Here is a 15072-nt window from a genome sequence, read left to right on the forward strand (position 1 = left end):
TTCATTAATACCAATCCGCATAGATAATTACCCACTCAGCGAGAGTTAAAATGTTCGTAATCGCGGCGTGTTGCCGCAGGTATAGTGGTTCTACATCAAGGTGACACAACAAAGAGTACGGACATTTTAAACTCGCCCTTCGGGAAGGTCTGGCAAGCTTCCTAGCTTCATTCTGGGAATTTGAAAGGGAACAACCATTCCTGCATTCCCACGCTTCGCTATGAAGCTTGCCAGCGCCTTCTGAGTGGGTAATGATCTATGCGGATTGGTATTAGTGGGCGTTAGTATATACAGAAAAAAGCTGGCAACCTAAAAAAGGAGCCAGCTTTTTCTGTACGATTGGGTTGTAGACTTTTTACTCAGACTTAATACCGTGGAACGTACAGTGAAGCACCGGCAAAATGAGCAGTGTAAGCACGGTAGCAACAGTCAGGCCGAATACAATAACTACCGCCATTGATGCGAAGAACGCGTCAGAAAACAGCGGAATCATACCCAGTATAGTAGTGATGGCAGCCATAGAAACAGGCCGTACACGAGATACCGATGCTTTAACTACGGCATTAAACGCATCGCTATTACCTTTCGCCTGCTCGTTTATCTCTTCCATCAACACAATGCCGTTTTTAAGCACCATACCAATAAGGCTCAAGCTGCCAAGCAGCGCCATAAAGGTAAATGGGGCGCCTACTAGTACTAAGCCACCAATAATGCCGATAGTGGTAAGTGGTATTACGCCCCATATGGCTAACGCTTGGCGCAATCGACCAAACAATAATACGGTAATGATAAACATACCCAAAATTCCAATGGGCATACTCGCAAACAGTGCGCTTTGTGCATCTGTTGATGTTTCGTATTCCCCGCCCCATTCAATACGGTAGCCATCGGGCAGTTCAAGTTCTTCTACAAGTGGTCGAACTTTAGCCTGCACACTAGCGGCTGTTTCCCCAGAAAGTGGAAGTGGTTCTGCATAGACAGCTAACATGCGCACTCTGTCTCGGCGTTTTATAATGGGATTGTTCAAGGTCACATCAACATTGCTTATAACGTCAGCCATGCTGATATATTTACCTTGCTCCTGACTCCACACGTTAAGCGAGGCAAGGTTGTCTATATCATAGCGCTGGTTCGGGTCGTTGCGCATTACAATCGGAATTAAATCGCTGCCTTCGCGGTATAACCCGACAGTTTCACCTTCATTGTTAAGGAGAAATGCGGTGTGAACGGCATCTCGGGTTACCCCAATACGTCTGGCTTGTTCTTCCAAGAATACAGGCTCAATAAATGGGACTTTATTACTCCATGATAAGCGCACGCTATCCATGGTTTGTTCTGCTTGAAATATAGCTTCAACGTCACTACTTATTTCACGCAAAACCTCAGGCTCAGGCCCGTATATTCTGGCCTCAATGGCCGCTTTTGCAGAAGGCCCTACTTGTAGAGCTTGTACTTTGTATTGCACGTTGGGGAAGGTTTCGCGCAGTAACTCAATAATTTCTCGCATTCTGGCATCGCGAGCTTCCACTGTACTGGTCTCTACGATAAGTTGCCCATAGCTCGCGTAGCGGTCTTCAGGCGAGTAAGTTAGTGTAAGACGCTGTGCTCCGCCGCCTATTACGCTGGTAATGTTGGCGATCTCAGGCATATCCATCACTTTTTCTTCTAAACGTCGTATCGATTGTTCAGTCGTTAAAATATCGCTACCTTCTGGCAGACGTAAGTCTACAAAAAACAGTGGAGTAGATGAGTTAGGAAAGAACGCGTTTTTCACATATTTACCCGACGCGACGCTGCCTACTAGGGCAAGAACGACAAGTACAATAGTGATATATCGATGATTAATGGCAGCAGTAAGTAGTCGCTTATAAATGGTGAAGATAATACCTTTATAAGGGTCGTCATCCTCGCTATCTGATTGACGTTCTTTCTCTGTGTTAAACAGTAAGTCGAAAAAGAATGGGGTAATGGTCAGCGCTGTGATCCAACTCAAGAATAGCGAGAAGCACAGAACCCAGAAAAGGGAGCCAACAAATTCTCCCGTGGCATCAGGGGAAAGCCCAATAGGTGCGAAAGCGGTAATAGCGATAACGGTCGCGCCAAGAAGCGGTAAACCGTTTTGAGAGACTACGTCCTTGGCCGCCTGAAGTTTAGTTTGTCCTTTTCTCACACCTATTAACATGCCTTCGGTTACCACAATGGCGTTGTCGACCAGCATACCTAAGGCAATAATAAGGGCTCCTAAGGATATTTTTTGAAGTTCAATGCCTTTTATCGACATTAAAATAAAGGTGCCAAGAATAGTAAGAACAAGAATAAGCCCCATCAGTACGCCGCTACGCCAGCCCATAAATAGCAGCAGTACAAAAATAACGATGGCTACCGCTTCAGCAAGATTGATGAGGAAGCCGGTTACAGAATCGTCGACTACCGAAGGCTGGTTGTAAACAGTATTCAGGCTCATACCAAGTGGCATACGCTGTTCTAGCTCCGCAATTTTGGTATCAAGTCGCTTGCCTACATCAACTACATTTACTGCCGACGCGAACGACACGCCAATAGACAGCGCAGGGGTGCCAGAACTATGGTAAAGAAGGGAAGGGGTATCGTTAAGCTTACGCTCAATAGTGGCAATATCAGTTAAGCGAATAAGGCCGCTAGCTGGTGAGCCAATTACCACCTGGCCTAATGCCTCCAAATTATCAAACTCACCCGTAGGCTGAATAGAAAGACGCTTACCTTGAACTTTAATTGAACCTGCGTTGCCTACCACGTTTTGAGCAGTTAACAGACCGGCAATAGATTCTGCAGAAACATTAAGGGCTTTCATTTTATCGTGATCTAAAGACACGATAATTTGCTCGGAAACGGTGCCTGCAATGGATACTTTTTTAACGCCATCGACAAGCTGAATTTCTCGCTGCATAAGGTCAGCAAAATCTTCTAACTGTTTTAATGAATAGTCTTCGCTTTGTAAGGTCATCAAAAGCCCATACACATCGCCGAAGTCATCATTAACTATCGATGTACCGGTTCCAGGTGGCAGTGAAGCTTGTGCGTCACCCACTTTACGGCGCAAATTGTCCCAGTATTGCTCTAAATCCTTAGCTTGAACGCTGCTCTTTAATTCAACGGTAATTTGCGACAGCCCTACCATGTTTACAGAACTAATGCGCTTTACGTTGGGTATACGCTGAATGGCCTTTTCAAGCTGAAGCGTGACCTCTTCTTCCACTTGTTCAGGGGTTGCCCCCGGGTATTGCGTTATGACGAGAGCGTTTCTAATCGTAAACTCAGGAAACTCTAGCTGACCAAGACCTAAGAAAGACACAATGCCACCAACACCTAAAATGATGGCGACCATCCAGCTTATAACTTTTTGACGAAAAAAATACTCGACCATGATTTACAGGCCTCCTTCTTTCGTCCACTCAGTAACCGCCTGGCCTTCTTTTACAAGGTGAGCACCAGCAGCGACAATTTTATCTTCGTCGTTTAGCGGGCCCTCAACTAACAAGCCGTTTGAAATAGCGCGTGTGATCATTACCTCTACCGCTTCGACAGTGCCTTTTTTAGTGTCGTCACTATCAGGTTTGAAGCGCCAGACAATGGCTTTTTCTGGCTCTTCATTGTCGGTAACTACAGCACCAAAGGGAACTAACCAAAGTTTAGCATCAGACTCAATGAGCTTGGTCATATCCAGCAATACAGTAGCGCTCATACCAGATAGTACATTGATGTCGTCTGGCTCTGGCAGCGTAATGGTCACTTCATAGCTAAGCTCGCCTTGTCGTGTAGTGCTTTCGTGATCCTTATACATGGCAGCATAACGTTTTTCTGGCATGCCAGAAAAAGTGACCCACGCCATTTCTGAGGTACGGTTTTTACGGGCTCTAGAGCGGTCAATCATGCGCATTTTTTGCTCTGGTAACTGAAACGTTACGTCAATAGCGCCTGGCATATGAAGCTCGGCAATGGTTTGCTGAGGCACAATTACTTGATAGTTTTCAACGGGCACAGAGGCAATAAGCCCAGCAAAAGGTGCACGAAGTTCAGTATAACTTAGCTGGTCTTGTGCATTGGTCAGGCTGGCTTTAGCGGCTAAAAAATTGGCTTTCGCTTCATCAAAGGTAGAGCGGCTTACCGCGCCTTTTTCAACCGATGCTTCCATACGTTCAAACATAGCGGAAGTTACATCGAACTGAGACTGAGCGGTGGCGAGCTGCGCTTTTGCGTCTCTGTCATCAAGCCGTGCGATAAGTTGATTCTCTTTAACTTCCTCGCCCGCTTTTACATTGAGTTCTTGCAGTTTGCCGCCAATGCGAAACGAAAGGTTAGAATACTCGGCTGCTTCCACTTGCCCTGGGAATTTAGCGATGGTCTCGTCTGAATGCTGAACTTTATAAAGTGTTACCGGTGTTGATGAGACGGGTTTTGGTGGAGTGGGGGCGTCTTCACACGCACTTAAGCCAGCAAGTGCAGCAAATGCAACTACAGCGCGCATAGCTACACTGTTAAAGAGACTCTTTTTAGACAACATGGTAACTCTCCATTTAAATAAACCACTTTTTATCCCCATTTTGGCAATGGGTTATCTTTTATTACGCGTATATCCATTCTTTTTAAGAAGGATGTAGTAAAAATCTAATATACGCTTACTTCTTTGTACTTAAAGGTTATAGCGTTATTTGTCGTTTTCGATCAGAATTTTTGTTCACAAATACAAGCGTTAATCGGCAAATACCAATTAACACCTCGACCCGCAGTTCAAAAGCGCAAATTAAGCTCCGCAGAGTTACACACTCATCATTCATTTGTTTTACTTGGTTTTTCATCAGGCGCAAGCTTTTCAGCATACCCTTTTGGTGGTGGCGTCCAGCCACGCATCTTCGAATGTTTGTCATGTAAATCTGCTTTCAGTGCATCTTCAATAAGCGATTCTAGTTCGCTGAACAGTTTAAGGTAGTTGTTGTCTATCCTTTCGCCACTCGCGTCATCTACCCACGCGTGATACAGCACATCGTTTTGTTGAGATTCAATGTTCTTGTAAGCCATTTTCTGTCGCTCAACGTGAAAGGGGTGGATATTGAGTGAGCGTAATGCTTCTGCGCCCATCTCTAGCGCACTATGGTAGGTTTCTGATACCACAAAATCTGCGCCTAACTGGCGCAACCGATAGCCATGTCCTCGGTCAAACGCCCGAGCAAGCACTTTTACATTGGGAAAGGCGTGCTTAGCATATTTCACCATCTCTGCAGCTGTACTTCTGTCGTCAATGGCGATAACCAATAAAGAGGCTTCCTGTGCCCCAGCGGTATGCAATATGTCAGGTTTAGATGCATCGCCGAAATAAGCTTTATTACCGAAGCGCCTGAAAAGGTCTATTTGCTCAGAGCGAATATCGAGCACAACCGTTTTGACGTCGTTGGCCACTAAGAGGCGATTTACTATCTGCCCAAAACGGCCAATGCCGGCAATGACAACAGTGCCTTTCTCGTCGATAACATCTTCATCACGTTGAGATTTAGCTTTTTTATAGTGAGGAATTATGGCCTTGTCGAATAAAATGAAAAGCCCCGGCGTCAAAAACATAGAAATGGCCACGACTAAAGAAAGTATAGAAATGATGTCGCTAGGCAATACATAGTTTTGCGAGGCGAAACTTAACAGTACAAAACCAAACTCACCGGCCTGTGCGAGGCTTAGTGTGAATAGCCATTTATTCTTACCTTTTATTTTAAATAATAAGGCAATAACAAACAGAACTAGGGCCTTAATTAACATAACAGCAAGGGTTAACCCTGCAATTAACACCGGGTTTTCTGAAAGCACAGAAAAGTTAATGCCAGCGCCTACCGTAATAAAAAAGAGGCCCAGTAATAATCCCTTGAACGGTTCGATATTGGCTTCAAGCTCATGCCTGAATTCACTGTTAGCTAGAACTACACCCGCTAAAAATGCGCCAAGGGCAGGAGAGAGCCCGACCAGCCCCATTAAAGCTGCAATTCCGATAATGAGCATAAGCGCGGTTGCGGTAAAAATTTCTCGTAAGCCAGATGCGGCCACAAACTTAAATAATGGGCGACTTAAGTAGTGTCCTCCGATGGTTAAAAAGGCAATTGAGCTAATGATCACGAGACCTGAAGCCCAAGGGGCAAGCCCTTCAACAACGTTTAGACTATCGTGCGATCCTGTATCGCCGCCATGTGCATTTCCTGCTTCGACCAGCTCGGGTATGGCAAGAAGAGGTATAAGCGCAAGCATGGGAATAACGGCGATATCCTGAAATAGCAAAACGGAGAAGGCGCTTTTGCCCCCCTCAGTTTTCTGAAGGCCTTTTTCTTGTAGTGTTTGTAAAACAATAGCGGTTGAAGAAAGAGCAAAAATAAGGCCTATTGTAAGAGCAATGCCAAAAGGCTGTTCAAGAAACAAGGCGACGCCGGTGATAAGAACGGTGGTGAGTGCTAATTGTAGCCCGCCTAAGCCTATTAGTTTGGACTTCATTGCCCATAGTGACCGAGGCTCTAGCTCCAACCCCACTAAAAACAGCATCATTACTACGCCGAATTCAGCAAAATGTTGAATGGCAACCGTCTCATCGCCAACGAGCCCGAATACTGGCCCGATAACAAGGCCTGCAATTAAATAACCAAGTACAGATCCTAACCCAAGGCGCTTTGCTATTGGCACTGCTATTACTGCGGCAATAAGGTAAATAAATGCATATAGAAAATAGCCAGTCACGTTAATCTCCTTGAGATGTACAAAGGTCTGCGAGATTCTCGATATACTTTGCTTTTTCTAAATCGAGAGTATTGGAGGTCAATTTGTTAAGCAGAGTTGTCCACTTACCCCTATGTTCGGCTACCCGATGCTCTTCTTGGGCGGTACGGGAACCGAATATTGCAAACGGAGCGATGTAGGTCATATGCGTGATTTGCGCCATTTGCTCTAATGGCTGAAGTAGTTGTCTAATGGTGTAATGATTGAAACCGTCAGTTTGGTAGGCTTCTTCTTTACCGCCTGCACTCAACGCACAAAGAAACAATTTATCCTTAAGTGCAGTGCCTTCATGACCGTAGGCGAACCCATATTCCAACACCAAGTCTTGCCATTCTTTTAAAATTGAAGGGGTCGAATACCAGTAAAGAGGGAACAAAAACACAACGACATCGTGATCGATCAAACGCTGCTGTTCCCGTTCAATATCAATATTGAAATCGGGGTACTCTGCGTATAAATCTACTGCGGTAACGTGTTTATTTAGCTGGGCTTCATGGAAGAGCGGCACGTTTACTTCAGAGTGCGTTTGTGCGGGGTGGGCAAACAAAACCAGTACCTTTTTACTGCTCTTGGTGCTTTCAATAGCATGTTTAATGGAGTTTTCGTCTGTCATACATCTCTACTCAGTTTTACAGCCAATATTTCTGACGCTGTTTGGGTCTTATTGCTGTTAAGCACACACCAAAGGTCAGCAGTCACCCGTCTTACTCCTTTATTCAAACTTTATGTTTAGAGCAATTCGTAATGTCTGTTTCCGCAAAGTTATAAGGTTACTAATAATTAGTAGGTTGAAAAAAGTAACCTAATTACCATTATGAACTCACAAATGGAAATACATTCGAAGAAAACTTCGAAAAAAACTTAGACGGAACGCTAATTTTAATTTTGCTTAAAGCAGTATAAACATGAAAACACCAGTAAAAACACTCGCACTTGCATTATCTTTACTTTCACCTTTTGCATCCCTTTCCACTTATGCTCTACCTCAAGGTACCGAACTCAAAGCTGGGGCTGCGGTTTGGAATCTGTTTGATGACGCAGACCGTTACGCATTGCATGTGGCCTATGTTCACAAACCGCTTGAATCATTTTACGGAGTTCGACCAACAGTTCTCTTGGTAAACGCAGATCAAGGTCAACACTATTTCGCTGCGGGATTGGCAAAAGACGTCTACAAATACAATGACTTTTCCCTGCGTGTTGCTTTTCATGCCGGTATTGTCGATGAGTCTGAAAATCTAGGCGACACCATTGAGTTTTACTCATCGCTTTCTGGTTTATACAACGTTTCTGAAACCTTTTCGCTAGAGGCTGAAGTTGGTCATATTTCTAACGGTGGGCTAGGGGACACTAACCCGGGTTCAGAGTCGTTCGTATTAAGTGCTCACTATCTTTTTTAGCAACAAGCTAGTGCCCCCCACAGGTTAAATAAGCGCTTCCTTTTAATATAAAACAACCCGCAAAAGTGCGGGTTGTTTTTTACTTTGCTCAACTATTCCATGTTTAGTGTCAGCGCTCTAACTTTAATACTAAATAGCTAGCTAAGCCTTAAGCGCTTTTTTGACGTCGCTTGATAACATGGGGAGGTGTCGCAACCTTACACCTACCGCATTATAAACCGCATTACCTACAGCTGGTGCTACGCCAATAACTCCTGGCTCGCCAAGTCCCACTGGAAATTCATTACTTTCAATGAACTCAATGTCCATATCAGGGACATCATTCATTCTAAGTGGCTGGTAAGTGGTTAAGTTTTTCTTTGCCACGTAGCCGTCTTTTATCTCATTGTGTTCGAATAACGCAAGGCTAGTTCCCCATAGCAAAGACCCTTCCATTTGTGCCATAGCGCCATCTGGATGAACAACAATACCCGCGTCAGCTACTACCCATAATTTTTCAAGCGTGATCTTACCGCTACTTTTATCTACATGAACATGCGCTGCAGTAGCAAGCCATGCAGGCATGGTGCGTTCTTGTCCTGCAGTTACACTAAACCCAATACCATCGTTCTCACCAAGTGCAACATTAGCCGTCTTGTCTTTAAGCTTTTTCAAAGCGTGAGCTAGGCGCGTTGCTCCGCCAACACTTTCCGGCGCTTTACCCGCCTGTTTGCCTTTGCCGTCTAGCATAGACAGTCTAAAGTCTAGGGGGGTTTGGTTCGCTTTGTGTGCTACTTCGTCAATAAAGCTTTCAAGCCCCCACACTATCCACCCTTGACCTACAGAGCGAAGCCATCCCGGAGTAAAGGTTTCTTGCGCGACTTTGTTGTTTATCACTCGGGCGCGGTGATGTTGCATGGTATACCAATGATCTGCACCCGAGGCGGAAAACGGATCGAATTTGCCTTTACCATCAACACCGTCGGGCATAAACCCTGGAGCCATTGCCAATGTTGGCCAGCCGGCAGCAAGTGCGTGCTCCATCCCTGTGAAATTCCCAGCGTCGTCGAAATAGGCGTTAAATAACGAGGTCGATGCCGAACGAGGTTGGTCAAACATGGTATCGTCTGGGCGCATGAAAAGCATCTTTACAGGTTGCCCAGCGGCTTTCGCGGTAAGTAGAGCAGGAATTATCCAATCACCAAAAAGGCGTCGTCCGAAGCCTCCGCCAAGGTAGTATTGGTGTATGACTACATCAGAGTCGGGTACGCCTGCGGCTTTTGCTACTGCTGGCAGTGTAAGCCCTTGCCACTGGTTACCCGTGTGGACATGCCATTTGCCTTCTTTAAATTCAGCGATTGCGTTTAGCGGCTCAAGTTGAAAGTGACTCGCTGTTGCTGTGGTATACATGGCCTCGATTGATTCAGCTGCCTGCTTTCCAGCATTCTCGATATTCCCCTCATCGACAAACAGCGTACCTTCACTTCTGTCACGGCAGATTCGTTCTCCCTCTTTTTGAATGTCAGCTTCGCTCACATTTCCTGTTTTACCCGCGTTATAGCTGACCTTCACTTTATCGATAGCTTTGATTGCCGTCGGATAGTCAGAAGCGAGTACCGCAACCCATCCTTCAACGGTACCTGATGGGTCGTTGAGAATTTTGTACCCTTTGTAACCAGGCAACGATTTCGCTTGGCTGTCATCCACCTTAGTGACTTTACTGCCATAACGAGTAGGCGGAAGTATGGGGCGAGCGTACAGCATGTTGTCTACTTCAACATCAATGCCGTAAACTGCTGTACCATCTGTTTTTGGTGGTATATCGAGTGCTTTATATTGGTTACCCAAGCCGATAAGGTGTTTCTTATTTCCCGGCTTAATCGGTAAGCTTTCTAATTCGTCTGCCGAATAAACCTTATCTATATTGCCGTTCGCAACAATATCGCCGTAGCTGATTTTCTTACTGCCCGATACTACGAAGCCCGCGTTAGCTTCACAATCTGATACTGGTACGCCTAATAATTTAGCACCGGCACTAAGTAGTACTTGGCGGCCAGCAGCCCCTGCTTGCGACATAGGTTTGTAAGTTTGGAAAACAGACCATGAACCGCCTGTCACCATGTAACCCCACTTAGGGTCGGTATCAACGTGCACAATGGAAACTTTGTCCCATTCGCACTCTAGTTCGTCTGCTAAGATACGCGCTAAAGCAGTGCCAACATGCTGTCCCATTTCAGCTTTAGCGATATTTACCGTCACGTGACCCTGGGTGTCCATCTCAAACCAGACGTTAGGTGAAAATGTTTTGTTTTCTATGGCTTCTTTAGCTGATAACACGGATGGTATTGCCGAGGCACCAAACGCCATGAAAAGTGATGTCTTAAGTGAGCCCGCCATAAATGAGCGACGAGACAAGTTTATTGTGTCTTTTTTCTCTCTAGATAGGTCTTTAATGCTCATGCGTTTTCACCTTCTGATGAAGCCTTAGGGTCGTAATGCTGCACCGTAGAAGTTGCGGCGCGCTTGATCGCTTTTTTTATTCTTGTGTAAGCCATACAACGACAATAATTACCATTCATGTGATTAACGATGTCTTGGTCACTAGGATTAGGGTTGCTATCCAGTAGTGTCGCTGCCTGCATAATTTGACCAGACTGGCAGTAGCCACACTGTGGTACTTGTTCCTCAACCCAAGCCGCTTGCAAAGGATGCTCACCGTTTAAACTTTCGATTGTATTGACCTTCTTTCCATTAACGAGAGAGACAGGGTAAGAGCATGAACGAATAGCATTGCCATCGATATGAACGGTGCATACGCCGCACATGGCCACACCACATCCGAATTTAGTACCTTTTAATCCAAATTCATCGCGAATCACCCAAACAAGGGGCGTATCTGAGGCAGCATCCGTCTGCACTGTTTTTCCATTTAATGTAAATTCAATCATGGTAATCATCACCGTGAAGTTAGAGTCTAAATGCTCTCGCCAAAGTAAGCCTTGGTTTGAACGGTCTGTTTTGCCTGTATTTTTTGCCCAACAATATTGTATATCGGTATTAGTCTTATGCTTTGGGCGTGAGTACTTTGTGAACCTTTTATTTATAAAGTAGACTAATTGACAAGAGATATACGACTGTCAGCCAAAATGGTTTATGTGGTATAGTTTAGTTACCTTGTTCAACTAAGCAATTAGTTTACTTTTAGTTACTAGGTGCTTTTTTAAAGGACGTTAATGAAAACTGAAATAAAAACAGACGCTAAGGGTAGAAAAACCGTTTTAAATACGTGTACAGAGCCGTGCGCCATTGAACGCGGCATGCGTTTGATAGGTGGTAAATGGACAGGCTCTATTATTTATCATTTAAAAGACGAGCCTGTTAGGTTTAACGACTTATGTAGAATGCTAGGTGGCGCAAGCCGCAAGATGGTAGACCAGCGCTTAAAAGAGCTTGAAAACAACGGTATGGTTATACGCAATGTTATCGACTCTCGCCCTATAGCCGTTGCTTATAGCCTGACGGATTTTGGCCGTTCTGCCCTAGATATCCTCGAACAACTGCGAGTCTGGTCTGAAAGCCATACGAACGATTAACGAATGCTGATAAACATGAAGATTGATTAAGGCAATGAACGCATCTGTTCACTGCCTTTAAATAGCGCGCTAGAACAACGCTTAAGTTCTCAAACATCTTAAAATTAGACTGGCACTATCGGTAATCTAAGAACCTTTTCAACAAGGTCACTCGCTTTTTCTTGAAAATTGGTAAAGTGCTTAGTAGCTTCATGGGCATCAAGTTCTGCTTGCGATTGCCATTTTTCCGTAATAACAAACACCCCCTCCTCACTTGAATGTAGGTCATACATTACAGCCCCTTTTTCTTCGCGGCTCGCGCTAACCAAAGGTATTAAAACATTTAACAGGGCTTCACTTTGATTAGGCTTAGAAAAAATAATAACTGAGAACTCGATCATTAAATTTGTCCTTAGTAAAAAACTCTAAACATATGCACGCTATAAATTTTGTGTAGTGTTTAAAGATGATTTGCCACTTTTTTAAGGTGAGAGACTGGCAACTTACCTTAATACTTTTTATGTGTTTGCAAGCGCGAGCATTAGTGATATCTAAGCCATTTTCTTAGTTATTCGCGTTAGCTAAGAAAAAAAACTAATCTATACTTGTTTATACTAAAGTATAAGATAGCTAGGTGCTTAACGTGAGCACTATTTTTATTGAGGCGACGGAATGCAATTACCTAGCGGGGCGATGCCCTATGTTTGAAGAAACCTTTTACTCTTGTCCAGTAGGACTTGCCCATGTCAGTGTGGATGGAAGCTTCATCCGTGTGAACAAACCACTGTGTGATTTCTTAGGTTATTCAAATGAGGAACTTACTAAACTTACTTTTCAAGAATTAACCTCTCCAGATTATTTAGACCGAGATCTGGGGTATTTAGAAAGCCTATTAAAAGGCGAGGTTGATAACTACACGCTGGAAAAGCGATATTTAAGGCGCGACGGAGAACAGGTATGGGCTCAGCTAACCGTTTCCATGGTCAGAGACCAGCGGGGTAACCCAGACTACTTTATTTCTGTGGTCGAGGACATTGATGAAAAAAAGCGTATTCAATCTGAGCTTTTTCGAGTTGACGCACTGTTCAGTAAAATTGTTAGTGCGTTTTCGAACAGAACCTTTATATGGGTAGCGACGCCTGATTTAAAAAAGCTGCAATATGTCAATGATGGGTATGAAAAGATTTTCGGGCGCAATGAATTTGAGCTTTACTGTAACCCCATTGGATTTATTGACCATGTTCACGAAGATGATAGAGCGCGGGTTTTAAAAGTGTTCAGTCAGCGGCCTTTGCAAAATTGGGATATTCAATATCGTATTTATGATTCAAAAGGCGAGGTAAAGTACCTGCACGACCGAGGCAGTCTGATCTATGACGACAGCGAGATGCATTCGCTTATTCTAGGTACCGCAGACGATGTAACGAGAGAGAAGTCGCAGCAGCAGGCTTTGATGAGTGCTGTTACTAAATTAGAGCACCTTTCTAAAACCGATGCACTTACAGGGCTTGCCAATAGAAGAGAGATTTTCAGTCAGTTAAGCGATGAGATTGCTCGAATGGGACGAGGTCAAAAAGCGTCTACTCTTGTTTATGTTGACCTCAATAAATTTAAAGAAATCAATGATAAATACGGTCACAAAATTGGTGACAAAGCGTTAGTCGAATTTTCACAAAGAATGGGAGCACTTTTGCGCGAGAGCGACAGGTTTGGTCGTATCGGCGGTGATGAGTTTGTAATTTTGCTTTATGGCACGGACGAATCTGAAACAGCGGCGTTTTTCGACAGAATTCAAGACAGTAAATTTGAACTACATACTGAGGGTAACAATGCCGTCGCTATCAACTTTAGCGCAGGCTGGGTGCAGTGGAACGAAGGTATTGAATCTGTTCAGGAATGGTTAGACCGAGCTGATGAGGTAATGTACGAAAAAAAGCAACGTGGGCAAGTTTTAGCAGCGCCAAATAGCAAGTGGGATAAAGCGATGTAGCCAAGCAGCTACATCGCTCAACGTATTTTACTGCTGTCGCTGTGCAAACCAGCGCGCTATGATTTGCCTTTCTTCTTCGGTCATCTTTGTTTTGTTCAAAAACGGCATGTCTTTGGTCACTGTGGTTCTTCGAACCACTTGTGGCGCGAACCTTTCAACATCTTCCCATGAATCTAAGACCACGCCTAAAGGCGCCACTTTGAAAATCTCATCAGTTGGTGTGCGCGAGTGGCAGCTTACACAGTGAGTGGTAATTAGACTCGCGACGGTTTCGTTACTAACCACTGTCGATGTTTCGTTTTCTATTTCGCTTGTAGGCGCGCTTAAATCAGGTTGAGCCGCTGTGTTTGCGCTCATGGCTGAAGAAGGTAGCGCGTCATTATGACTCAACGGTTGAATTGAAGATGCCTGTGGCCAAGATACCCACAGTGCTATAGCGAGCATGGCGACAGCGCCAGAGACTAATATACTTGGTTTAGTGGTACCCACATGACGCAGGTTAAAGAAATGGCGTATCCACGCTGCAGCGGCCATTATGGCAATGAGTACCAGCCAATTTTGAGGATGCTGATAGGTCATTGGGTAGTGATTTGAAATCATAATAAACAGCAGGGGTAGCGTGAAGTAATTATTGTGTACCGAGCGAAGTTTGGCACTTGCGCCCCACGCAGGGTCTATATCTTTTTTGTCAGCTACCGCAGCTACCATTTTGCGCTGGTTAGGCATAATATTGAAAAATACGTTACCTGCCATGATGGTGCCAATAAGGGCTCCTACATGAATATAGGCGCCTCGACCGCTAAACCATTGGGTAGACAGATAGCTAACAACACACACTAGAGCAACTAACCCAATACCAAAAGCAAGAGGGTATTTGGCCAATGGACTACGACATGCGAATTCGTATATGGCAAGCCCACCAAAGATTAATCCAAGTCCTAGTGATATTGCCGTAGCTGGCGACATGGCGTTGACAGATGGATCAATAAGGTAAGCGCTGGCACCGAAGTAATAAACGATAATCAAAAGGGCAAAGCCTGATAACCAAGTCGTATAGGCTTCCCATTTGAACCAGTGTAATGTTTCGGGCATTTTCTCTGGTCCATAGGCGTATTTTGCTACCTCGTAGAAGCCACCGCCATGAATGGCCCATAAATCCCCTTTAATCCCTTTGTCTTGTTTCCACTTAGGTGGCGTTCGCAAGTTGTTGTCTAGCCATATGAAGTAGAACGACGCACCAATCCAAGCTACACCGGCCACAACGTGAAACCAACGTACAAATAAACTTATCCAATCTAGCCACGGCATTATTATTCTCCTTATGTAGGGCCGGCTGGCCCTATAGTAG

General features: G+C 44.6%; 11 protein-coding genes. 3 read left to right on the forward strand and 8 right to left on the reverse strand.

Annotated features, from left to right (window positions below; genetic code table 11):
• Window positions 1-355: 355 nt before the first annotated feature.
• The 4 genes from PCAR9_RS07210 to PCAR9_RS07225 all read right to left on the reverse strand — a co-directional run bounded on the left by PCAR9_RS07210 (window position 356) and on the right by PCAR9_RS07225 (window position 7396).
• Entirely contained in the window at window positions 356-3403 is a 3048-nt protein-coding gene (locus PCAR9_RS07210) for an efflux RND transporter permease subunit (RefSeq protein ID WP_179983011.1), read from the reverse strand.
• Between the two features lie 3 nt (window positions 3404-3406).
• Window positions 3407-4540 carry an efflux RND transporter periplasmic adaptor subunit gene (locus PCAR9_RS07215; protein WP_179983012.1) on the reverse strand — a complete coding sequence of 378 codons (1134 nt, stop codon included), beginning with the start codon at window positions 4538-4540 and terminating at the stop codon, window positions 3407-3409.
• Window positions 4541-4806: 266 nt separating this feature from the next.
• Window positions 4807-6744 carry a monovalent cation:proton antiporter-2 (CPA2) family protein gene (locus PCAR9_RS07220; protein ID WP_179983013.1) on the reverse strand — a complete coding sequence of 646 codons (1938 nt, stop codon included), beginning with the start codon at window positions 6742-6744 and terminating at the stop codon, window positions 4807-4809.
• Between the two features lies 1 nt (window position 6745).
• A complete protein-coding gene (locus PCAR9_RS07225) occupies window positions 6746-7396 on the reverse strand; it encodes an NAD(P)H-dependent oxidoreductase (protein ID WP_179983014.1) in 651 nt (216 codons plus the stop codon).
• Between the two features lie 292 nt (window positions 7397-7688).
• Here PCAR9_RS07225 and PCAR9_RS07230 point away from each other — a divergent pair, with 292 nt between their 5' ends.
• Window positions 7689-8183, forward strand: coding sequence for an acyloxyacyl hydrolase (locus PCAR9_RS07230; RefSeq protein ID WP_179983015.1), 495 nt, complete (start codon window positions 7689-7691; stop codon window positions 8181-8183).
• A 141-nt stretch (window positions 8184-8324) separates the two neighbouring features.
• Here PCAR9_RS07230 and PCAR9_RS07235 read toward each other — a convergent pair whose 3' ends face one another.
• Both PCAR9_RS07235 and PCAR9_RS07240 read right to left on the reverse strand, forming a co-directional pair.
• The gene (locus tag PCAR9_RS07235; RefSeq protein ID WP_179983016.1) at window positions 8325-10622 is read right to left on the reverse strand and encodes a xanthine dehydrogenase family protein molybdopterin-binding subunit; all 2298 of its coding nucleotides are present in this window, start codon (window positions 10620-10622) and stop codon (window positions 8325-8327) included.
• Window positions 10619-11110, reverse strand: coding sequence for a (2Fe-2S)-binding protein (locus PCAR9_RS07240; protein ID WP_179983017.1), 492 nt, complete (start codon window positions 11108-11110; stop codon window positions 10619-10621). The genes PCAR9_RS07235 and PCAR9_RS07240 overlap by 4 nt, the downstream gene beginning before the upstream one ends.
• Window positions 11111-11395: 285 nt before the next feature.
• Between PCAR9_RS07240 and PCAR9_RS07245 the strand changes: the two genes are divergently transcribed.
• Window positions 11396-11755, forward strand: a complete 360-nt coding sequence (locus tag PCAR9_RS07245; protein ID WP_025254827.1) for a winged helix-turn-helix transcriptional regulator — start codon at window positions 11396-11398, stop codon at window positions 11753-11755.
• Between the two features lie 104 nt (window positions 11756-11859).
• Here PCAR9_RS07245 and PCAR9_RS07250 read toward each other — a convergent pair whose 3' ends face one another.
• Window positions 11860-12135: a putative quinol monooxygenase gene (locus PCAR9_RS07250; RefSeq protein WP_179983018.1), complete on the reverse strand. Its 276-nt coding sequence runs from the start codon at window positions 12133-12135 to the stop codon at window positions 11860-11862.
• Window positions 12136-12377: 242 nt separating this feature from the next.
• On the opposite strand from PCAR9_RS07250, the gene PCAR9_RS07255 reads away from it, so the two are divergent.
• The gene (locus PCAR9_RS07255; protein WP_232091142.1) at window positions 12378-13724 is read left to right on the forward strand and encodes a diguanylate cyclase domain-containing protein; all 1347 of its coding nucleotides are present in this window, start codon (window positions 12378-12380) and stop codon (window positions 13722-13724) included.
• A gap of 27 nt (window positions 13725-13751) precedes the next feature.
• Here PCAR9_RS07255 and PCAR9_RS07260 read toward each other — a convergent pair whose 3' ends face one another.
• Complete coding sequence (locus PCAR9_RS07260; RefSeq protein WP_179983019.1) at window positions 13752-15032, reverse strand: urate hydroxylase PuuD; 1281 nt, start codon at window positions 15030-15032, stop codon at window positions 13752-13754.
• Between the last annotated feature and the right edge of the window lie 40 nt (window positions 15033-15072).

This window comes from Alteromonas macleodii, assembly GCF_903772925.1.
Taxonomy (GTDB): Bacteria; Pseudomonadota; Gammaproteobacteria; order Enterobacterales; family Alteromonadaceae; genus Alteromonas; species Alteromonas macleodii_A.

Coding starts and splice junctions, on each gene's coding strand:
- PCAR9_RS07210 (WP_179983011.1), bottom strand. CDS start 3,403: ATGGTCGAGTATTTTTTTCGTCAAAAAGTTATAAGCTGGATGGTCGCC.
- PCAR9_RS07215 (WP_179983012.1), bottom strand. CDS start 4,540: ATGTTGTCTAAAAAGAGTCTCTTTAACAGTGTAGCTATGCGCGCTGTA.
- PCAR9_RS07225 (WP_179983014.1), bottom strand. CDS start 7,396: ATGACAGACGAAAACTCCATTAAACATGCTATTGAAAGCACCAAGAGC.
- PCAR9_RS07230 (WP_179983015.1), top strand. CDS start 7,689: ATGAAAACACCAGTAAAAACACTCGCACTTGCATTATCTTTACTTTCA.
- PCAR9_RS07235 (WP_179983016.1), bottom strand. CDS start 10,622: ATGAGCATTAAAGACCTATCTAGAGAGAAAAAAGACACAATAAACTTG.
- PCAR9_RS07240 (WP_179983017.1), bottom strand. CDS start 11,110: ATGATTGAATTTACATTAAATGGAAAAACAGTGCAGACGGATGCTGCC.
- PCAR9_RS07245 (WP_025254827.1), top strand. CDS start 11,396: ATGAAAACTGAAATAAAAACAGACGCTAAGGGTAGAAAAACCGTTTTA.
- PCAR9_RS07250 (WP_179983018.1), bottom strand. CDS start 12,135: ATGATCGAGTTCTCAGTTATTATTTTTTCTAAGCCTAATCAAAGTGAA.
- PCAR9_RS07260 (WP_179983019.1), bottom strand. CDS start 15,032: ATGCCGTGGCTAGATTGGATAAGTTTATTTGTACGTTGGTTTCACGTT.